Here is a 19531-nt window from a genome sequence, read left to right as displayed (position 1 = left end):
TCGTCAGGGTTCCCGTAGGGGGCCGTCACCCGTTCGCGTGAACGGGGGCGGCCCCTCTTCCGTCGGCGGCCGACCTCCGCCATGCTCTTGATTACAGAGAGTGACGAAGCGGGGGTTGATCTGTATGTTCTGTACGGACATGAGGGTGCGTACGAAGACGGCGCTGACCGCCGCCGCGGCGCTGGGGGCCTTGGCCGCCCTGCTCGCGGCACCGGTGAGTGCGGCATCCGCGAGGACCGCGACGACCGCGCACACGGGCACCACATCGGCGGGCACCACATCGGCGGGCGCCGCACCGGCGGGTGCCGCACCGGCCGGGAGTACGGCCGCCGGGGGCACGGTGCTCGGAGCCTGCGGGCCCGGTCGGCTCTGCCTCTGGCCCAAGCCGGACTTCAAGGGCCGGGTGCGGAGCCATGAGCTGGCCACGACCGACATCGACAGCTGTGTCGCGCTGCCACCGGGCGTCCCGGCCCAGTCGCTGGCCAACCGCACGGGGCGGCCGGTCACCACGTACCAGTCCGCCGAGTGCGCGGAGGAGGGCGAGTTCGAGACCTATCCCGGACACGGGACCTGGGTGCCGCACACGCCCTACGAGGTCAGGGCGTTCAAGCTCTGGGAGCGGTAGGCGAGGGAAGGCCCGGCGCGGGCGCCCCGTCCTTCGCGGGCGCCCCGTCCGGGACCGAGAGCCGGGCCACCTCGGCGCGCAGCTCGCGCACCTCCAGGGTGAGGGCCTCCAGGAGCTCCGTCTGCCGCCGCTCCACGGCGTCGTCGCGTTCGAAGCGGGAGATGAACCAGGCCGCGATATTGGCGGTGACGACACCGAGCAGGGCGATGCCGGAGAGCATCAGGCCCACGGCCAGGACCCGGCCGAGGCCCGTGGTCGGGGCGTGGTCTCCGTATCCGACCGTGGTCATCGTGGTGAAGGACCACCAGACCGCGTCCCCCAGGGTCTTGATGTTGCCGTTCGGGGCATCCCGCTCGACGTGCAGCACGGCCAGCGAGCCGAACATCATCAGTCCGACGACCGCGCCCGCCACATAGGTGGTGAGCGTTATCTGCGGGGCCATCCGGGCCCGGCGGCCCACCAGGAGGAGCGTGGAGACGACCCGCAGCAGCCGCAGCGGCTGCACCATCGGCAGCAGGACCGCCAGCAGATCGAGGGGGTGGGAGCGGACGAAGGCCCAGCGGGCCGGGGCGAGGGCGAGCCGGACCAGATAGTCCAGGGCGAAAGCACCCCAGACCACCCACTCGACATGGGTGCACAGCCGGTGCACCCAGGGTTCGGCGCCGGGAGCCACGATGGGCACGGCGTACGCCACGCCGAACGCCACGGCAAGCACCAGCAGCGGCATCTGCGTGCGCTCTTCCCAGCGTTCCCTCATGCGGGAATCGTAGAGAACGCCGAAGGGCGGCGGGACCACGATCCCACCGCCCCCGACCAGGAACCGGACGCCCGGTCTTCACGACCGGCAGCAGGCATCGGGACCCGCGGCCCCGCACCCCTTGCCCCACCCCCGACAGGCGCGAGGGGCGGTGGGCTCCGGCCCGGAGGACCGGGACCCACCGCCCCTCACCGGGAGATCGGTGTCACCCGTCAGGCGTCGCCGCCGGCGGTGCCCGGGGCGGCGGCGGTCACGTCGAGCAGCTGGTAGCGGTCGACGGCCTGCTTCAGGGCCGACCGTTCGACCTTGCCCTCGCGGGCCAGCTCGGTGAGGACCGCGAGCACGATCGACGGGGCGTCGATGTGGAAGTAGCGGCGGGCCGCGCCACGGGTGTCGGCGAAGCCGAAACCGTCCGCGCCGAGCGAGCCGTACGTGCCCGGCACCCAGCGGGAGATCTGGTCCGGCACCGCCCGCATCCAGTCCGAGACCGCCACGAACGGCCCTTCGGCCCCCTGGAGCTTCCGCGTCACGTACGGCACGCGCTGCTCCTCGTCGGGGTGGAGCAGATTGTGCTGCTCGACGGCCACGGCCTCGCGCCGCAGCTCCGTCCAGGAGGTCGCGGACCAGACGTCGGCCCGGACGTTCCACTCCTCGGCCAGCATCCGCTGTGCCTCGATCGCCCACGGCACGGCGACGCCGGAGGCCATGATCTGCGCCGGGACGGTCCCCGCCTCGGCGGGCTTCAGCCGGTGGATGCCCTGGAGGATGCCCTCGACGTCCACCCCGTCCGGCTCGGCCGGGTGCTGGATCGGCTCGTTGTAGACGGTCAGGTAGTAGAAGACGTCCTCGGCCTCGGGGCCGTACATACGGCGCAGACCGTCCTTGACGATGTGCGCGATCTCGAAGCCGTACGCCGGGTCGTAGGCGATACAGGCGGGGTTGGTCGAGGCGAGGAGGTGGGAGTGGCCGTCCGCGTGCTGAAGGCCCTCGCCGGTGAGGGTGGTCCGGCCCGCTGTGGCGCCGAGCACGAAGCCGCGCGCCAACTGGTCGGCCATCTGCCAGAACTGGTCGCCGGTCCGCTGGAAACCGAACATCGAGTAGAAGACGTACACCGGGATCAGCGGCTCGCCATGGGTGGCGTACGCGGAACCGGCGGCGATCAGCGAGGCGGTGCAGCCCGCCTCCGAGATGCCGTCGTGCAGCATCTGACCGGTCGGGGACTCCTTGTAGGCGAGGAGGAGTTCACGGTCCACTGCCTCGTACTGCTGCCCCAGCGGGTTGTAGATCTTGGCGCTCGGGAAGAAGGCGTCCATGCCGAAGGTGCGGTACTCGTCGGGGGCGATCAGCACGAAGCGCTTGCCGATCTCCTTGTCCCGCATGAGGTCCTTCAGGATGCGGACGAAGGCCATCGTGGTGGCGATCGACTGCTGCCCGGAGCCCTTCCTGGCCGCCGCGTAGGTCTTGTCCTCGGGGAGGGCCAGCGGCTTCGCCCGCACGACACGGGTCGGCACGTACCCGCCGAGCGCCTTGCGGCGGTCGTGCATGTACTGGATCTCCTCGGAGTTCCGGCCCGGGTGGTAGTACGGCGGCAGGCCGTCCTCCAACTGCCGGTCGGTCACCGGGATGTGCAGCCGGTCGCGGAACCGCTTGAGGTCGTCGACCGTCAGCTTCTTCATCTGGTGGGTCGCGTTGCGGCCCTCGAAGTTCGGGCCGAGCGTCCAGCCCTTGACGGTCTGCGCCAGGATCACCGTCGGCTGGCCCGCGTGGGCCTTCGCCGCCGCGTACGCCGCGTAGATCTTCTTGTGGTCGTGGCCGCCGCGTCCCAGGTGCAGCACCTGCTGGTCGCTCATGCCCTCGACCATCGCCCGCAGCCGGTGGTCGCCGCCGAAGAAGTGCTCCCGGATGTAGCCGCCGGTCTCCGTGGCGTACGTCTGGAACTGTCCGTCCGGGGTGGTGTTCAGCTTGTTGACCAGGATGCCGTCGCGGTCCTGCGCGAGCAGCGGGTCCCAGGAGCGGTCCCAGATCAGTTTGATGACGTTCCAGCCGTTGCCCCGGAAGATCGACTCCAGCTCCTGGATGATCTTGCCGTTGCCGCGCACCGGGCCGTCGAGCCGCTGGAGGTTGCAGTTGACGACGAAGGTCAGGTTGTCCAGGCCCTCGCGGGCGGCGATGGAGAGCTGGCCGAGCGACTCGACCTCGTCCATCTCGCCGTCGCCGAGGAACGCCCAGACGCGGGACTTCGAGGTGTCGGCGATGCCGCGCGCCTCCATGTACCGGTTCATCCGCGCCTGGTAGATCGCACCGAGCGGGCCGAGGCCCATCGACACGGTCGGGAACTCCCAGAAGTCCGGCATCAGCCGGGGGTGCGGGTACGACGAGAGCCCGTCCGGGTACTTCGACTTCTCCTGGCGGAAGCCGTCCAGCTGGGTGTCGGTCAGCCGGTCCAGGAGGTAGGCGCGGGCGTAGATGCCGGGGGAGGCGTGCCCCTGGAAGAAGATCTGGTCGCCGCCGTCGCCCTCGTCCTTGCCCCGGAAGAAGTGGTTGAAGCCCACGTCGTACAGCGAGGCGGAGGAGGCGAAGGTGGCGATGTGGCCGCCGACGCCGACACCGGGACGCTGGGCGCGCGAGACCATCACGGCCGCGTTCCACCGGGTGGCGTTGAGGACCCTGCGCTCGATCTCCTCGTTGCCGGGGAAGTACGGCTCGTCCTTGGTGGCGATCGTGTTGACATAGTCCGAGCTGCGCATCTCGGGCACGGCCACGCGCTTCTCGCGGGCCCGCTCGATCAGCCGGAGCATGAGGTAGCGGGCCCGCTCGCGGCCTCGCTCGTCGACGGCGGCATCGAGGGAGTCGAGCCATTCCTGGGTCTCTTCCGGGTCGAAGTCCGGGACCTGGCTGGGAAGGCCGCCAATGATGATCGGGTTGCGATCGGATCCGGGAGCCACGCTCTTCCTTCGCTGTTCGATGGTGCCCGCGGGGCCACGGAAAGTGGTCGGGATGTTCATCGTGTACCCCGCCGGCGTCGGACGTCACACTTACCCGGGGGTAACCCCCAGGGGTGTCCTTCGTGTCTGGGTGTGCTCAAATCGTAACCTTACGCCCAACTCGCACATGCGTTTAGTCCGGGCGTTCGGCAGACTGAAACCTCAGAAGTCCACAAACCGGGACGATCCATGTGTCCCTGGTCACGGAGCGGAGCCCCTCGGCGCCGGAAGTTGCGGCGAGACGGCCCCAAACGTCACCGTTTCGGCGGTCTCCGCGGCCGGGTACTTGCGCGATCCGCCCCGGCACGTGTGGACTACGGCCAGCGCCGCGCGCCCACGCGTGGCCCAAGCATTTCCCGAATGAGCAGGAGGCAAGCCGTGAGCGCGACCGCGGACCACGCGGAGGAGCGGACCAACCCGGCCGGAAGGCTGGGGTTCGAGCCCGGACAGGTGGTCCAGGAGATCGGCTACGACGACGACGTCGACCAGGATCTCCGTGAAGGTATCGAGTCCATCATCGGGGCCGAGCTCGTGGACGAGGAGTACGACGACGTCGCCGACGCCGTCGTCCTCTGGTTCCGTGACGAGGACGGCGACCTCACCGACGCCCTGGTGGACGCCATCGGTCTTCTGGAGGACGGCGGCACCATCTGGCTGCTGACGCCGAAGACCGGCCGCGACGGCTACATCGAGCCGAGCGACATCAACGATGCCGCGCAGACAGCTGGTCTCTCCCAGACCAAGAGCATCAGCGTCGCCAAGGACTGGACGGGCACCCGCCTGACCGCCCCCAAGCGCTGAGCAGAATGCTGCGAGAAGCCCCCGCCGACCCGTCGGCGGGGGCTTTCGTGCACAGGCCGTAGGGTGGGGTTCACCGGTTCGGCCCAAGGTCAGGGCCCCGTCGAAGGGACGCGTACGCGATGGCGATCGAGGTCGGCAGCCAGGCCCCGGACTTCGAGCTGAGGGACAACCACGGGCGGACCGTGCGCCTCGCGGACCTGCGCGGCGAGAAGAACGTGGTGCTGGTCTTCTACCCCTTCGCGTTCACCAGCGTCTGCGCGGGCGAGCTGGGCGAGCTGAGGGACAGCCTCCCGGTGTTCGTCAACGACGACACCCAGCTCCTCGCGGTCTCCAACGACTCCATCCACACCCTGCGCGTCTTCGCCGAGCAGGAGTCCCTGGAGTACCCGCTGCTCTCCGACTTCTGGCCGCACGGCGAGGTGTCCCGGGCGTACGGGGTGTTCGACGAGGAGAAGGGCTGCGCGGTGCGCGGGACCTTCGTCATCGACAAGGCCGGGACGGTCCGCTGGAGGGTCGTCAACGCCCTGCCGGACGCCCGTGACCCAGGCGGTTACGTGAAGGCGCTCGACGCCCTCTGAGCCGCCCTCAGGGGCCTTCCGGGGCCGACACCCTCGGATTCGCGGGCGAATCGACTGTTTCGGCAGGGAACCCGTCACTAGGATCCAGACGTTGATCCGATGCCAACGCACGACCAGGGGTGTTGCCCCTGGAAACCTATGGAGGGACTCGTGGGAGTCAGCCTCAGCAAGGGCGGCAACGTCTCGCTGACCAAGGAGGCCCCTGGCCTCACCGCCGTGACCGTCGGTCTGGGCTGGGACGTCCGCACCACCACCGGTACGGACTTCGACCTCGACGCCAGCGCCATTCTGGTGAGCGAGGCGGGCAAGGTCCGCAACGACCAGGACTTCGTGTTCTTCAACAACCTGAAGAGCGCCGACGGGTCCGTCGAGCACACCGGCGACAACACGACCGGTGAGGGCGAGGGCGACGACGAGCAGGTCAAGGTCAGCCTGGCCACCGTGCCGGCCGATGTGGCCAAGATCGTCTTCCCGGTCTCGATCTACGACGCCGAGAACCGCCAGCAGTCCTTCGGTCAGGTGCGCAACGCGTTCATCCGCGTGGTGAACCAGGCCGGCGGCGCCGAGATCGCCCGGTACGACCTCTCCGAGGACGCCTCGACCGAGACCGCCATGGTCTTCGGCGAGCTGTACCGCCACGGCGCGGAGTGGAAGTTCCGCGCCGTCGGTCAGGGGTATGCATCGGGTCTGCGCGGCATCGCGCAGGACTTCGGCGTCAACGTCTGAGCCGAACCGTTCGAACCGTCCGGCGCCGCACGTCCCGTGCGGCGCCGGACGTGCCTCATCGCCGTCACCGGGGAGGAAACGCATCATGGGCGTCACGCTCGCCAAGGGAGGCAACGTCTCCCTCTCCAAGGCCGCACCCCACCTCACCCAGGTCCTCGTGGGGCTCGGCTGGGACGCGCGCTCCACCACCGGAGCCCCCTTCGACCTCGACGCCAGCGCCCTGCTGTGCCGGGGCGGCCGGGTGCTCGGGGACGACTACTTCGTCTTCTACAACCAGCTGCGCAGCCCCGAGGGCTCCGTCGAACACACCGGCGACAACCTCACCGGTGAGGGTGACGGCGACGACGAGTCCCTGATCGTCGACCTGGCCCAGGTGCCGGCCCACTGCGACAAGATCGTCTTTCCGGTGTCGATCCATGACGCCGACAACCGGGGCCAGAGCTTCGGTCAGGTCAGCAACGCGTTCATCCGGGTCGTGAACCGGACCGACGGCCAAGAGCTCGCCCGGTACGACCTCTCCGAGGACGCCTCGACCGAGACCGCGATGATCTTCGGCGAGCTCTATCGCTATCAGGGCGAGTGGAAGTTCCGCGCGGTGGGCCAGGGGTACGCGTCCGGCCTGCGGGGCATCGCTCTAGACTTCGGAGTCAACGTTTCCTAAAGGCATGTTCATTTCACAATGGGGTAGCCAGTGATTCTGAAAACCTTCGGCTGGTCGTTCGCGATCACTGCGCTGGGTCTGGTCGCGGCGGTGTTGTACGGAGGATGGGAAGCGTTCGGGATCGTCGCGATCCTCTGCGTCCTCGAGATCTCGCTGTCCTTCGACAACGCGGTGGTCAACGCCGGGATCGTGCAGAAGATGAATGTCTTCTGGCAGAAGATCTTCCTCACGATCGGTGTGCTCATCGCCGTCTTCGGCATGCGGCTCGTCTTCCCCGTCGTGATCGTCGCGGTCAGCGCGAAGATCGGCCCGATCGAGGCCGTCGACCTCGCGCTGAACGACGCCGACAAGTACCAGGAACTGGTCACCGACGCGCACCCGTCGATCGCCGCCTTCGGTGGCATGTTCCTGCTCATGATCTTCCTCGACTTCATCTTCGAGGACCGTGACATCAAGTGGCTCGCCTGGCTGGAGCGCCCGCTCGCCAAGCTCGGCAAGGTCGACATGCTGTCGGTCTGCATCGCCCTCATCGTCCTGCTGGTCAGCGCGATGACCTTCGCGACCCAGGCCCACCAGCACGGCGGCACCCACATCGACAAGGCCGAGACGGTGCTGCTCTCCGGCATCGCCGGCCTCATCACGTACCTCGTCGTCGGCGGTCTGTCCGGCTTCTTCGAGAACAAGCTGGAGGAGGACGAGGAGCGCGAGCACGAGGCCGAGGAAGCGGCCAAGCGCAGCGGCAAGAAGGTCGCGCCCGTCAAGCTCGCCGGCAAGGCCGCGTTCTTCATGTTCCTCTACCTGGAGGTCCTCGACGCCTCCTTCTCCTTCGACGGCGTCATCGGCGCCTTCGCCATCACCAACGACATCGTCCTGATGGCGCTCGGCCTCGGCGTCGGCGCGATGTACGTGCGTTCGCTGACGGTCTACCTGGTCCGCCAGGGCACCCTCGACGACTACGTCTACCTGGAGCACGGCGCGCACTACGCGATCGGCGCCCTGGCCGTGATCCTCATGATCAGCATCCGGTACGAGATCCCCGAGGTCGTCACCGGCCTCATCGGTGTCGCCCTGATCGCCTGGTCCTTCTGGTCCTCCGTCCGCCGCAACAAGCGGCTCGCGGCGGCCGGCGGAGGCTCGGGGTCCTCCGAGGACAAGACCGGGGTGCCGTCCGGGGTGTGACGCCCCCGCCGACGAGGAACGCTTCTCTGCGGGGCGGCCGGTGGACCCGGCCGCCCCGCGGGCATGTGCGGGTGGAACACGAGCAGTGGGGGGTGAGGGCGGGATGGCCTTCTGGGACAACCTGTTTCCGGGGAGGGCGGCGCACTTCGACTCGGGCAGCGCCGCGTCGAACTCGATCGACCTGACGAAACGGCGCCCGTCCGTCTCGTTGACCAAGCAGGGCGCGGCCACCGGCAACCTCCGGGTGAACCTCTCCTGGCGGATGCGGACCTCCGACCTGGAGGGGCGACAGCGCCGCAGCACCGTGCAACTGCTGCGCAACCCTTCGCAGCTGTTCAAGCCCGAGGTCGTCCAGGCGCACACCCAGGGCATGGTCAACGTCGACCTGGACCTGGGCTGCCTCTACGAGCTGTCCGACGGCAGCAAGGGCGTGGTGCAGCCCCTCGGCGGCTTCTTCGGCGACCTGAACGAGGCCCCGTACGTGAAGCTCAGCGGCGACGACCGCTTCGGCGGCTCCTCCGGGGAGACGATCTACGTCAACCTGGACCACAAGGACGAGATCAAGCGCCTGCTGTTCTTCGCGTACATCTACGACCAGACGCCCGCCTTCGACCGGACGCACGCCAAGATCACGCTCTACCCGAGCAACGGCCCCCGGATCGAGATCGAGCTGGACGAGCGGGCCCCGCTGGCCCGCTCCTGCGCGGTCTTCTCCGTGGAGAACGCCAAGGGCCAGCTGACCGTCCGCCGCGAGGTGCGCTTCGTGTACGGCTTCCAGGCCGAACTGGACCGGCTGTACGGCTGGGGCCTGCAGTGGGGCCGCGGCTACAAGACCAAGACGTAGCCGCCGCCCCCACCCCCCGCCCTCAGGGCCGGACGAACTGGGGGCCCATGGGCGGCATCCGGAAGTCCGGCGAGGGCGCCGGTTCCGGGGCGGCGCCGACGGGCTGCGGATAGCCGTACGCGGGCACCGGGGCCGGGTGGCCGTGGTCCGGCGCCCGGTCGGGCATCGGCGGCACCGGCGGGGCCGCGGGCTGCGGCGGCACGGGGGAGTGGACCAGGGTCAGGTCGAGGCCGGACCCGGCCCCGCCCGGGGCGTCCCGCACCGGCCGGGTCTCCCGCGCGTCCTGGACGTCCGGCTCGTCCCCGGCGTCCCGGGCGTCCTCGTCCACCGAGATGCCGAAGTCGGTCGCCAGGCCCACCAGGCCGGTCGGGTAGCCCTGGCCGACCGCGCGGAACTTCCAGCCGTCCCCGCGCCGGTACAGCTCGCCGCAGATGACGGCCGTCTCCTCGCCGGTCTCCGCCGTCACCGGGAACAGGGCCAGCGGCTCCCGCCCGGCCCCCGGCGCCGCGTCGTACAGCAGGATGCGCAGGTCGGAGACGGAGCTGAAGGTGCCGCCGTCCGAGGAGGCGGCGATCACCACCCGGTCGACCGAGCCCTCCAGGCCGCCGAGGTCCGCCTCCACGGTGTCTGTGAGACCCTCGGAGTCACGCTTCTTCGGAAGCCGCCGCACCAGCCCCGAGGGGTGGCGCGGCTGGTTGTAGAAGACGAAGTCGGCGTCGGACCGTACCCGCCCGGAAAGCCCGAGCAGCAGGGCCGACGCGTCCACGTCGGGGACCCCGGGGCCCGGGGTCCAGCGGAGCACGGCCCGTACGGCCGCGGTGTCGAGAGGGACGTTGGAGCCCTTCAGCATCGCGTGCGTCATGACCGCAATCCTGCCCTCCCGGCGGGCCCGCGGACAACGCGGGGGCACCATGGACGCCCGGCCCGGCCGACGGCCCCGGTCGGGTTACCTGGATTTCATCAGGGGAGGGAACTAACGACACCCGCACCTACGTACTATTACCGGCCACATGTCGTCAGGGTCGAGAAAGGCAGACGGGGACTCATATGCGTCATTTCGGTCACATCCCGTCCACGGCGAGGGCCAGGCTGTTCCACCGGGAGCCCGCCGTCTTCACGGCCGACTCACCCGCCCGCACCCTCGCCGTGGCCCTCGGAGCCACCCTCTACAGCCCGGCCACCCGCCCCCTGCTCGCCGACGACATCCGCAAACAGGCCGCCCGCGGAGTGGTCTCCATGGTCCTCTGCCTGGAGGACTCCATCAGCGACGCCGACGTCGAGGCGGGCGAGACCAACCTCGTCCGCCAGTTCGCCGACCTCGCCGCCGGGACCGCCACCGGCGACGGCACCGGCACGGACCTCCCCCTGCTCTTCATCCGCGTCCGCGAACCGCACCAGATAACCGGACTCGTCGACCGCCTCGGCGACACCGTCCGGCTGCTGTCCGGATTCGTACTCCCCAAGTTCACCGAGAGCCGCGGCGGGCCCTTCCTCGACGCCCTCGCCCTCGCCGAGGGCACCTGCGGACGACGCCTCTTCGCCATGCCCGTCCTGGAGTCCCCCGAACTCCTCCACCTGGAGACCCGGGCCGAGACCCTCGCCGGGATCGCCGCGATCACCGACAAGCACCGCGACCGCGTCCTCGCCCTCCGCCTCGGCGTCACCGACTTCTGCTCCGCCTACGGACTGCGCCGCTCACCCGACATGACCGCCTACGACGTCAAGATCGTCGCCAATGTCATCGCCGACGTCGTCAACGTCCTCGGCCGCTCCGACGGCAGCGGCTTCACCGTCACCGGACCCGTCTGGGAGTACTTCCGCCCCGGCGAGCGCATGTTCAAGCCGCAACTGCGCCGCAGCCCCTTCCTGGAGGGCCGCGCCGAGGACCTGCGCACCGCCCTCATCGAGCACGACCTCGACGGACTCCTCAGGGAGATCGAACTCGACCGCGCCAACGGCCTCCTCGGCAAGACCTGCATCCACCCCACCCACGTGGTGCCCGTGCACGCACTCTCCGTGGTCAGCCACGAGGAGTGGAGCGACGCCCAGGACATCCTCAGGCCCGAACAGGGCGGCGGCGGAGTCCTCCGCTCCGCCTACACCAACAAGATGAACGAAGTGAAGCCGCACCGCGCCTGGGCCGAGCGCATCCTGCTGCGCGCCGAGGTCTTCGGCGTCGCCAACGAGGACATCGGCTTCGTGGAACTGCTCACCGCCGGACTGGCCGGCTGACGAAGGGACGTCGACGACGTGGTGTGGACCGGAACGTGGGTCGCGGAGCGACTGGGCGTCGAACTGACCGGCGACGAAGAGCTGCCCGGCCTGCTGGGCCTCGCACTGCGCCGCAACCCCAAGCGCGCGCACCTGCTGGTCTCCAGCGTGCTCGGCAAACACGTGCCGCAGCGCCCCTCCGTCGTCCACGGCGCGGGCCTCGCACTCGGACGGCGCGTCCTGGCCCTCCTCGGCGCCGAGGAGGCCGCCCGCGCCGTCGTCCTCGGCTACGCCGAGACCGCCACCGCCCTCGGCCATGCCGTCGCCGACGGCATCGGCCACGCCCCCTACCTCCACTCCACCCGCCGCCCCGTCGCCGGGGTCGCCACCGCGGGCGGCTTCGAGGAGTCCCACTCCCACGCCACCTCCCACCTGCTGCTCCCCGAGGACCCCGGCCTCCTCACGGGCGACGGACCCCTCGTCCTCGTCGACGACGAGTTCTCCACCGGGAACACCGTCCTCAACACCGTCCGCGCCCTCCACGAGCGCCACCCCCGCGAGCGGTACGTCGTCGTCGCCCTCGTCGACATGCGCTCCGCCGCCGACCTCGGCCGCCTCGACGCCTTCGCCGAGGAGATCGGCGCCCGCGTCGACCTGGTCGCCGGCGCCGCCGGAACCGTACGCCTCCCCGAAGGGGTCCTGGAGAAGGGCCAGGCCCTCGTCGCCGCGCACGAGACCGCCCCCACGACCGCACCCCCGCCGCCCGGCCCCCGCCCCGCCCCGCTCCGGGTCGACCTCCACTGGCCCCGCGGACTGCCCGACGGCGGACGCCACGGCTTCACCCCCGCGCACCGCGCCCGCCTCGAAGCCGCGCTCCCCGGCCTCGCCGCCCGCCTCGCCCCCGCCGTCCACGGCGCCCGCCGCGTCCTCGTCCTCGGCTTCGAAGAGCTGATGTACGCGCCGCTGCGCCTCGCCACCGCCCTGGAGGACGCCGGGCACGACGTCCGCTACTCCACCACCACCCGCTCACCCGTCCTCGCCGTCGACGACCCCGGCTACGCGATCCGCACCCGGCTCGTCTTCCCCGCCCACGACGACCCCGCCGACGGCCCCGGCGAGCGGTACGCCTACAACGTGGCGGGCGCGGGCTTCGACGCCGTCGTCGCCGTCGTCGACTCCACCGCCGACACCCCCGGGCTGCACGCCCCGGACGGCCTCCTCGCCCAGCTCGCCGCGCACATCCCCCGCGTCGTCCTCGCCGTCGTGCCCTCGCACACCCCCAGGACCCCCGGTCCCGAAGCTCCCGAAAGGAGCTCCATGCTGCCCGAGCCCCTCCGCGGCCCCGCCTTCTCCTCGTACGCCCCCGAAGAGGTCGGCTGGCTGCTCCAGGACCTCTCGGACGTCGCACTGGAGGCGCCCACCGAGGAACGCGAGGAAGCCGTCCAGAACGGCGGCGCCCACTACGCCGAGTCGCTGCCCGTCGAGTACCAGCCGAGCGCCGCCTACCAGGAGCTCTTCCACAGCGCCCTGGAAGCCTCCGCCGCCCGCCTCGCCCACGCCGTCGGCGTCATCACCGAGACCGTCCTCGCCGAGCGCCCCGGCCGCCGCCCCGTCCTCGTCTCGCTCGCCCGCGCGGGCACCCCCGTCGGCATCCTCATGCGCCGCTGGGCGCAGGCCCGCCACGGCCTCGAACTGCCCCACTACGCCGTCTCCATCGTGCGCGGCCGGGGCATCGACGCCAACGCCCTGCGCTGGCTCGCCGCCCACCACGACCCCGCCGACGTCGTGTTCGTCGACGGCTGGACCGGCAAGGGCGCCATATCCCGCGAACTCGCCGAAGCGATACGGAAGTTCGAGGCCGTCGAGGGCATCACCGGCTTCGACCCGGAGATGGTCGTCCTCGCCGACCCCGGCTCCTGCGTCCGCACCTACGGCACCCGCGAGGACTTCCTCATCCCCTCCGCCTGCCTCAACTCCACGGTGTCCGGCCTGATCTCCCGCACGGTCCTGCGCGCCGACCTCGTCGGCCCCGACGACTTCCACGGTGCCAAGCACTACCGGGAACTCGCGGACGCCGACCTCTCCGGAGCCTTCCTCGACGCGGTCACCGCCCGCTTCGACGAAGCCGCCCACACCGTCGGCCACGAGGTCGAGGAACTCCTCTCCGCCGACCGCACCCCCAGCTGGGAGGGCTGGGCCGCCGTCGAGCGGATCAGCGAGGAGTACGGCATCCACGACGTCAACCTCGTCAAGCCCGGCGTCGGCGAGACCACCCGCGTCCTGCTCCGCCGCGTCCCCTGGAAGATCCTCGCCCGGCGCGGCGCCGACGCCGACCTCGCGCACGTCCGGCTCCTCGCCGCCCAGCGCGGCGTACCCGTCGAGGAGGTCGACGGCCTCCCCTACAGCTGTGTCGGCCTCATCCACCCCCACTACACCCGAGGGGCCACCGGAGCCGACGGCCGGGCGGTGGTGTCCCGATGAGCAGCGCCACCACCCTGGTCGCCAGCGACCTCGACCGCACCCTCATCTACTCGTCCGCCGCACTCGCCCTCGGCATGCCCGACGCACAGGCACCCCGGCTGCTCTGCGTCGAGGTCCACGAGTCCAGGCCGCTCTCCTACATGACGGAGGAAGCGGCCGGTCTCCTCGCCCGCCTCACCGGCGAAGCCGTCTTCGTCCCCACCACCACCCGCACGCGCAAGCAGTACCTGCGCATCCAGCTCCCCGGCACCGCACCCCGGTACGCGATCTGCGCCAACGGCGGACACATCCTCGTCGACGGCGTCTCCGACCCCGACTGGCACGCCTCCGTACTGCGCCGCCTCGCCGAGGAGTGCGCGCCGCTCTCCGAGATCCGCGCCTACCTCACCGCCACCACCGACCTGTCCTGGGTCCGCAAGCACCGGGTCGCCGAGGACCTCTTCGCCTACCTCGTCGTCGAACGCGAACGCCTCCCCGCGGACTGGCTCGACCGCTTCGGGACCTGGGCGGGGGAACGTGGCTGGACGGTCTCCCTCCAGGGCCGCAAGGTGTACGCCGTACCGAAGCCGCTCACCAAGAGCGCTGCCGCCCGGGAGGTCGCCCGCCGCACCGGCGCCACGCTCACCCTCGCGGCCGGCGACTCCCTCCTCGACGCCGACCTGCTGCTCGCCGCCGACCGCGCCTGGCGGCCCGGCCACGGCGAACTGGCCGACAGCGACTGGACCGCCCCCCACCTCGACGTCCTCACCGAACGAGGCGTCGCGGCGGGGGAGGAGATCCTGCGCCGCTTCCGCGCCGCCGCGTCCCCGAACTAGCCGCAGCAGCCACCGCCGCAGCAGCCGCCCCCACCACCCCCTCCGCCGCTGCCCGGGGCGGGGGCGGCGGAGCCGCCGACGGCCACGGCGGAGAGCAGCTTCACGGTGTCGTCGTGCCCGGCGGGGCAGGCGGCGGGGGCGGCGGACTCGGCCATCGGCCGACTGAGTTCGAAGGTGTCACCACAAGTACGGCAACGGAATTCGTAACGGGGCATGGGAACAGGCTAGAGGCTGCACCGGACCCGGCACAGGAGGACCCGGGCAGGACCTACGGGGCCCGGTCCGCGCGGAGCCCGGTGGGAGTGGGGGCTCGGGCGGGTGCGGCTCGGCCGGGGCCCTGGCCGGTTCCGGGGCGGTGCGGGGGCGGACGGGTCAGTGGGCCGCCCCGCGCTCCTCCCGGATCCGGCCGACGACCCCCGTCACGGTGGCTCGTACGTCCTCCAGCTCGGTCAGGAAGTGCCAGTAGTCCGGGTGGCGCCCCTCCAGGGTCCCCACCGCCCGGTCGATCCGCGCCACGGCCTCGTCCAGCGGCCCGGCGTGCCGGGGATCGGGCGTGCTCCGGCCCTCCATCGCCAGCCGCTGGGCGTCCCGCACCGCGAACCGGGCCCGGTCGGTCTCCGCCTTCGGGTCCACCGCGACGGCGTCCAGCCGCCGCAGCCGCTCCCCGGCCGCGGACACGGCCTCGTCGGTCGAGTCGAGCAGCGCCCGGACGGTCGAGAGCAGCGAGGTGGCGTCCGGCCAGCGCTGCTCGGCCCGCGCCCGCGCGGCCTCCGCGAGCCGCTCCCCGGCCTGCCCGAGCGAGACGGCGGCCTGGTCGGGCACCGGCTGGAGATCCTGCCAGCAGGCCGCGGAGAACCGCCGCCGCAGCTCGGAGAGGACCGGTGCGACCCCTTCGGCGCGGGTGGCGAGCGCCTCGGCACGGGTACGCAGGGAGACCAGCCGCCGGTCGATCTCGGCGGCCCGCTCGGGCAGCCGCCCGGCCTCGGCCCGCACCGCCTCGGCGTCCCTGAGCACCCGGTCCGCGCGCTGGAGGGTCTCGGCGACACCGTGCCGCCCGGCGCCCTCGTTGAGCAGCGTCAGCTCGGGCCCCAGGGCCGCGAGCCGGGCCGCGAGGTCGTCCGCCCGCAGACCGGCTTCCCGTACGGAGTCCAGGGCGTCGCTCGCGCCCCGCAGGGCCTGCCGGGCGCGCTCCACCGCGGGCGCGAGCCGCGCGAGCTGCGTCTCGGCGCGGTCCAGGAGCGGGCCGAGACCCTGCTCGTACCGGTCGAGCTCGGTCTTGGCGCGGTCCAGCTCCTCCTTGGCGCGGGTCAGTTCGGCGCGGGCCCGGGAGGCGGTCGCCGCGTCCAGCTCGTCACGGTCCAGGTCATGGGCGTCGACCGCGCCGATGTAGGTGTGGCTGACCTCGTCGATCCGCCGCCCGAGCGCCTCGAAGCCCTCCACGGCCCGGCGGGCCTCGGGCGAGCTGTCCACCGCGGTGATCGTCTCCAGGGAGATCCGCAGACCGCGCTGGGCGGTGTCGAGCTCGTAGAAGGCCGCGGCGGCGGCGTCCTTGGCGGCCTGGGCCTCGGCGCGCTGGCTCTCGCCGCGTCCGCCGAACCAGCGGCGGGTGCCGCCGCCCGCGAAGGCGCCCGGCAGCAGGGCGCCGACGAGCAGGGGCAGGGCGAGGGCCAGCCGGAGACCTGAGGGGCCCGGCCGCGGGCCGCCCTCGGAACGGGTGCCTGCCCGGCGGGGCGCGTCACGATGCCGGACGCCGCCCGCCCCCCTCGCGTCGCTCGCCGCCACGTACCTCTCCCGTGCTGTGTCCGCCGTGCCCGGTCCGGTTCATTGTCCCACCCGGCACGGACGAACACACGGGCCGGTCAGTCCGCGGTGCGGACGGTCACGTCGCCGTTGTCGCTGCGGGCGCTCACGGAGTGCCCGGAGGCGTCCCGGCGGGGGACGTCGACACGGACCCGGCCGTTGCCGCTGGCGCCCGTCACCTCGTACTCGGCGGTGGGCAGGGCGACGGTGATGTCGCCGTTGTCGCTGACGGCCTCGACCCGGCGGGGCACGGCCCCGAGGGTGATCCAGACGGCGCCGTTGTCGGAGCGGGCGACGACGTCCGGGGCGGTGGCGCCCGGCCCGACGGTGATGTCGCCGTTGTCGCTGCTGAGGTCGAGGGCGGCGGTGGCCCGGCTCACCCGGACGTCGCCGTTGTCGGAACGGATCTTCAGCGGGGTGCTGAAACCCTCGGCGGTGACGCCTCCGTTGTCGTCCTGGACGGTGACGGCGACACCGCGCGGCACCGCGATCCGGTGGACACCGCCGCAGCTGGAGGCGACGGCGTCGCAGTCGACGCGCAGGGTCAGCCGCCCGTCGGCCAGCCTCCACTCGGGCTTCGGTCCGGACCCCATGAACACCCACCCGTCGATCTGCCGCTCGACCCGGACGTCGTCGATGTCGGCGGGCGTGATGATCAGCTCGGAGTCGTCGGAGTCGACGGTGAGCGCGGTCCCCTCGAAGGCGAAGGCCTTCCGCTCGACGGGAGCGCCCTCGACATCGGGCGACCCGCACCCGCCGAGCCCGAGCACCCCGAGCAGAACGACCCCGGACACCGACAGCACGCGCCCCCCACGACCAGCGACCATGACCCCGAACCCCCAAGAACGCGAACAGTCCCAGAAACGTACGTCCCCCACCCCACCCCCCACGATCCGGCGACCCACCGAACCGGGGGTGGGGGTAACCCCCGGGTGGGGACGCGGACGGGGGCGTGACCGCGCGGCGCGCGGGTGCGGCTGCGTGGGGCCGGGGCACGTACGGGCCCGGGTCGCGGCCGGGGCGGGTCCTGGGGGCCGGGGCACCGGTGCGGGGCGGGGAGCGCGCGGCCTCGCACCCCCTGGGAACGGGTTTGCGGCACCCACCCCCGCGCCATGTAGGCTGATGCTTCTTCCACGGGTGCGTAGCTCAGGGGTAGAGCGCTGCTCTTACAAAGCAGATGTCGGCGGTTCGAAACCGTCCGCGCCCACCAGTGCAAAGGCCCCGGACCCATCATGGTCCGGGGCCTTTGACATCCATATCTGACATCAACGGAGACGTTCGATCACGACCGGGGACGGCTCCTGAGCAGCCGATCCACGTGACTCACGGCTTCGCGCTGCGTTTCCTGGACGACGTGCGTGTACACGTTCATCGGCACGGCGATCTGGCCGTGGCCGAGGATCTCCATCACGGCGGGGGGAGGGACGCCGGGGGTGGTGAGGAGCGTCGCCGTACCGTTCCGGGCGTCGTGCAGCCGGACGACGCGGAGACCGGCGTTCTTCGCGACGCGGGTGAACGAGCGGTAGAGGTTGCGCGGCTCGATGGGCTGGCCGGTGCGCGTGGTGAAGACGTACCCGGTGTCGGTCCACTTCTCTCCGGTCCCACTGCTGTCGACGAGCTGGGAGCCGTACGACCTCACTGGTGGAACTCTCATCGTTCTTCCCGAGGGGGCCCACGCCGGAAACGGCGTCGTGAACCGGATGGTCGAGATCGGGGTCACGGTCAGCCATGCCGTCGAGCAGCCGGAGCCGCGGCAGGCGCCCGCCGAGGAAGCGTCACTCCTCGGGATCCAGAAAGCTGCACTTGTCACGCACATCCGACGGACCTACTACAGCGATGAGCGGCGCCCCGTGGAGACGGCCGACATCGTCGTGCCCGCTGCGCTGTGCGAGATCGTGTACGAGATCCCGATCAAGAGGTAGATCGCCTCAGTTTCGCAGGTCTGGCCAGCCGTCCCTGTTGGAGTAGCTCTCGAAGCAGTGCCGGGTGGAGCGGTCCCACTCCTTGCCGGTGGCCAGCTCGTACGCCTTGTCCGGCACGTACAGCAGCCACTCGCCGTCACGCTCGCTTGAGGTGTACGGAGCGAACTTCTCGACGTCGAAGAAGACGCTCTCCCACACAGTCTGCCCTGCCGTCACGACAGCGCAGCGTGCGTACAGGAACACGTCGGACGACTGCGGGAACGGGCTGCCGAACCGGGCCGTCAGGTCGACCACCGGCAGAGTGCCGAACTTCTCCTGGTCCAGGCGGTAGAGCGCCTCAGCGTGCCGTTCCGCGAAGCCGACGATGTCGGAGACGGGACGGCGGCTCAGCTCTTCGGCGAGACGCTGGCAGTTCGCGTGGGTGGCCTCACCGTTCAGGGTGGCTATCAGCGCCCAGAAGTCGGCCCATGTCATTCTCACGGGCGCAGGATGTCAGGGCGGTCTGACATTCACGCCGCCGAATCACCAGGGAGCCCCCACACCTGTATGAGATCGTCTACGAGATTCCGATCAACAGTGCTGTACGCGAGGGGGAGAGCGCCATGGAGTCAGTCGGGTATCTCACAGGCGCCTTGGCTTGGGGCGCTGTGTTCGCTGCATTGCTGGTGATGGTGGTCGGTTCGTTCGTGGTTGTTCGATGGCGACGCAGGACAATCGCAGCCTTGGAGCGTGCGGAGCTGGAGGCGGATACGCAGCCCTCTGCGGGATCCCCCATCAACCAGCAGCAGAGTCAAGTGCCAGGGCCATGGGTTCGGTTGTAATGGTTCCCGTCCACCAGCCTGGTTCGTCGCTTGCCTCCCAGGACATCGCCAGCGGCCGGCCGGCCAGGTCCTCGGCCCTGCCGTGTGCGGCTGTCTGGGCCTCGCCGGGTTCGCTGTCGGCGCTGGGCTGGGCGAGGCAGCCGTCGACGATGGCGCCGGAGAAGTACAGGGCGTAGCGCCACACGTCAGGCGTGCGGTACAGGACGAAAAACTTCGGTGTCCCGAAGCCGTCGCGCCAGTGCTTCCGTCTGCGCTTCATGCCCGCACGGTAGCGCTGGAGCCCGGCGAGCCGCCCGTGTGTTTCGGCTCGGGTATCGTCCGGCCCC

General features: G+C 71.1%; 18 protein-coding genes, 1 tRNA gene and 2 pseudogenes. 12 read left to right on the top strand and 9 right to left on the bottom strand.

What is annotated here, in order from left to right; all coding sequences use genetic code 11:
- Nucleotides 1–139: 139 nt before the first annotated feature.
- On the top strand, nucleotides 140–625 hold the full coding sequence (locus ACIRQY_RS10745; RefSeq protein WP_403923657.1) for a peptidase inhibitor family I36 protein: 486 nt from the start codon (nucleotides 140–142) through the stop codon (nucleotides 623–625).
- On the opposite strand, the gene ACIRQY_RS10740 is transcribed toward ACIRQY_RS10745, so the two are convergent.
- Both ACIRQY_RS10740 and aceE read right to left on the bottom strand, forming a co-directional pair.
- Entirely contained in the window at nucleotides 606–1382 is a 777-nt protein-coding gene (locus ACIRQY_RS10740; RefSeq protein ID WP_403923654.1) for a potassium channel family protein, read from the bottom strand. The genes ACIRQY_RS10745 and ACIRQY_RS10740 overlap by 20 nt on opposite strands.
- A gap of 212 nt (nucleotides 1383–1594) precedes the next feature.
- Nucleotides 1595–4327 carry a pyruvate dehydrogenase (acetyl-transferring), homodimeric type gene (gene aceE / locus ACIRQY_RS10735; RefSeq protein WP_351786306.1) on the bottom strand — a complete coding sequence of 911 codons (2733 nt, stop codon included), beginning with the start codon at nucleotides 4325–4327 and terminating at the stop codon, nucleotides 1595–1597.
- 417 nt (nucleotides 4328–4744) lie between these two features.
- Between aceE and ACIRQY_RS10730 the strand changes: the two genes are divergently transcribed.
- The 6 genes from ACIRQY_RS10730 to ACIRQY_RS10705 all read left to right on the top strand — a co-directional run bounded on the left by ACIRQY_RS10730 (nucleotide 4745) and on the right by ACIRQY_RS10705 (nucleotide 9155).
- Nucleotides 4745–5167 (top strand): DUF3052 domain-containing protein, encoded by a 423-nt coding sequence (locus ACIRQY_RS10730; RefSeq protein WP_189829444.1) that lies wholly within the window; start codon nucleotides 4745–4747, stop codon nucleotides 5165–5167.
- Nucleotides 5168–5286: 119 nt separating this feature from the next.
- Nucleotides 5287–5745, top strand: a complete 459-nt coding sequence (locus ACIRQY_RS10725) for a peroxiredoxin (RefSeq protein ID WP_351786308.1) — start codon at nucleotides 5287–5289, stop codon at nucleotides 5743–5745.
- A gap of 150 nt (nucleotides 5746–5895) precedes the next feature.
- The gene (locus ACIRQY_RS10720) at nucleotides 5896–6471 is read left to right on the top strand and encodes a TerD family protein (RefSeq protein ID WP_351786311.1); all 576 of its coding nucleotides are present in this window, start codon (nucleotides 5896–5898) and stop codon (nucleotides 6469–6471) included.
- Between the two features lie 85 nt (nucleotides 6472–6556).
- Nucleotides 6557–7132 carry a TerD family protein gene (locus ACIRQY_RS10715; RefSeq protein ID WP_351786314.1) on the top strand — a complete coding sequence of 192 codons (576 nt, stop codon included), beginning with the start codon at nucleotides 6557–6559 and terminating at the stop codon, nucleotides 7130–7132.
- Nucleotides 7133–7162: 30 nt separating this feature from the next.
- Nucleotides 7163–8311 (top strand): DUF475 domain-containing protein, encoded by a 1149-nt coding sequence (locus ACIRQY_RS10710; protein WP_351786317.1) that lies wholly within the window; start codon nucleotides 7163–7165, stop codon nucleotides 8309–8311.
- A gap of 103 nt (nucleotides 8312–8414) precedes the next feature.
- A complete protein-coding gene (locus ACIRQY_RS10705; RefSeq protein ID WP_351786319.1) occupies nucleotides 8415–9155 on the top strand; it encodes a Tellurium resistance in 741 nt (246 codons plus the stop codon).
- Between the two features lie 22 nt (nucleotides 9156–9177).
- On the opposite strand, the gene ACIRQY_RS10700 is transcribed toward ACIRQY_RS10705, so the two are convergent.
- Nucleotides 9178–10017 carry a TerD family protein gene (locus ACIRQY_RS10700; protein ID WP_403923647.1) on the bottom strand — a complete coding sequence of 280 codons (840 nt, stop codon included), beginning with the start codon at nucleotides 10015–10017 and terminating at the stop codon, nucleotides 9178–9180.
- A gap of 185 nt (nucleotides 10018–10202) precedes the next feature.
- Between ACIRQY_RS10700 and ACIRQY_RS10695 the strand changes: the two genes are divergently transcribed.
- From ACIRQY_RS10695 to ACIRQY_RS10685, 3 genes are read left to right on the top strand one after another with little or no spacing between them, the layout of a single operon-like run.
- Complete coding sequence (locus ACIRQY_RS10695; protein ID WP_403923644.1) at nucleotides 10203–11387, top strand: HpcH/HpaI aldolase/citrate lyase family protein; 1185 nt, start codon at nucleotides 10203–10205, stop codon at nucleotides 11385–11387.
- A gap of 18 nt (nucleotides 11388–11405) precedes the next feature.
- On the top strand, nucleotides 11406–13847 hold the full coding sequence (locus ACIRQY_RS10690; RefSeq protein ID WP_403923641.1) for a phosphoribosyltransferase: 2442 nt from the start codon (nucleotides 11406–11408) through the stop codon (nucleotides 13845–13847).
- A complete protein-coding gene (locus ACIRQY_RS10685) occupies nucleotides 13844–14662 on the top strand; it encodes an HAD family hydrolase (RefSeq protein WP_403923638.1) in 819 nt (272 codons plus the stop codon). Before ACIRQY_RS10690 ends, ACIRQY_RS10685 begins: the two co-directional genes overlap by 4 nt.
- Here ACIRQY_RS10685 and ACIRQY_RS10680 read toward each other — a convergent pair.
- From ACIRQY_RS10680 to ACIRQY_RS10670, 3 genes are all read right to left on the bottom strand, one after another.
- On the bottom strand, nucleotides 14659–14877 hold the full coding sequence (locus ACIRQY_RS10680; RefSeq protein WP_403923635.1) for a zinc ribbon domain-containing protein: 219 nt from the start codon (nucleotides 14875–14877) through the stop codon (nucleotides 14659–14661). The genes ACIRQY_RS10685 and ACIRQY_RS10680 overlap by 4 nt on opposite strands.
- Before the next feature lie 157 nt (nucleotides 14878–15034).
- Nucleotides 15035–16333 (bottom strand): hypothetical protein, encoded by a 1299-nt coding sequence (locus ACIRQY_RS10675; RefSeq protein WP_403923894.1) that lies wholly within the window; start codon nucleotides 16331–16333, stop codon nucleotides 15035–15037.
- Between the two features lie 188 nt (nucleotides 16334–16521).
- Nucleotides 16522–17265, bottom strand: coding sequence for a DUF4097 family beta strand repeat-containing protein (locus ACIRQY_RS10670; protein ID WP_403923632.1), 744 nt, complete (start codon nucleotides 17263–17265; stop codon nucleotides 16522–16524).
- 332 nt (nucleotides 17266–17597) lie between these two features.
- Here ACIRQY_RS10670 and ACIRQY_RS10665 point away from each other — a divergent pair.
- Nucleotides 17598–17672: transfer RNA gene (locus ACIRQY_RS10665), tRNA-Val, on the top strand.
- A 72-nt stretch (nucleotides 17673–17744) separates the two neighbouring features.
- Here the strand turns inward: ACIRQY_RS10665 and ACIRQY_RS10660 are convergent.
- A pseudogene (locus ACIRQY_RS10660) lies at nucleotides 17745–18059 on the bottom strand (tyrosine-type recombinase/integrase); the annotation flags it as partial.
- Between ACIRQY_RS10660 and ACIRQY_RS10655 the strand changes: the two are divergent.
- Nucleotides 18058–18384 (top strand): annotated as a pseudogene (locus ACIRQY_RS10655) (UTRA domain-containing protein); the annotation flags it as partial. The pseudogenes ACIRQY_RS10660 and ACIRQY_RS10655 overlap by 2 nt on opposite strands.
- A 6-nt stretch (nucleotides 18385–18390) precedes the next feature.
- Here the strand turns inward: ACIRQY_RS10655 and ACIRQY_RS10650 are convergent.
- Nucleotides 18391–18858: a DUF4240 domain-containing protein gene (locus ACIRQY_RS10650; RefSeq protein WP_403923891.1), complete on the bottom strand. Its 468-nt coding sequence runs from the start codon at nucleotides 18856–18858 to the stop codon at nucleotides 18391–18393.
- A 300-nt stretch (nucleotides 18859–19158) separates the two neighbouring features.
- On the bottom strand, nucleotides 19159–19464 hold the full coding sequence (locus ACIRQY_RS10645; protein ID WP_403923629.1) for a hypothetical protein: 306 nt from the start codon (nucleotides 19462–19464) through the stop codon (nucleotides 19159–19161).
- Nucleotides 19465–19531 lie beyond the last annotated feature (67 nt).

Source organism: Streptomyces sp. NPDC101490, assembly GCF_044767145.1.
Classification (GTDB): Bacteria; Actinomycetota; Actinomycetes; order Streptomycetales; family Streptomycetaceae; genus Streptomyces.
The sequence above is the reverse complement of the archived record's forward strand: the minus strand, read 5'-3'. Positions and strand labels throughout refer to the sequence as shown.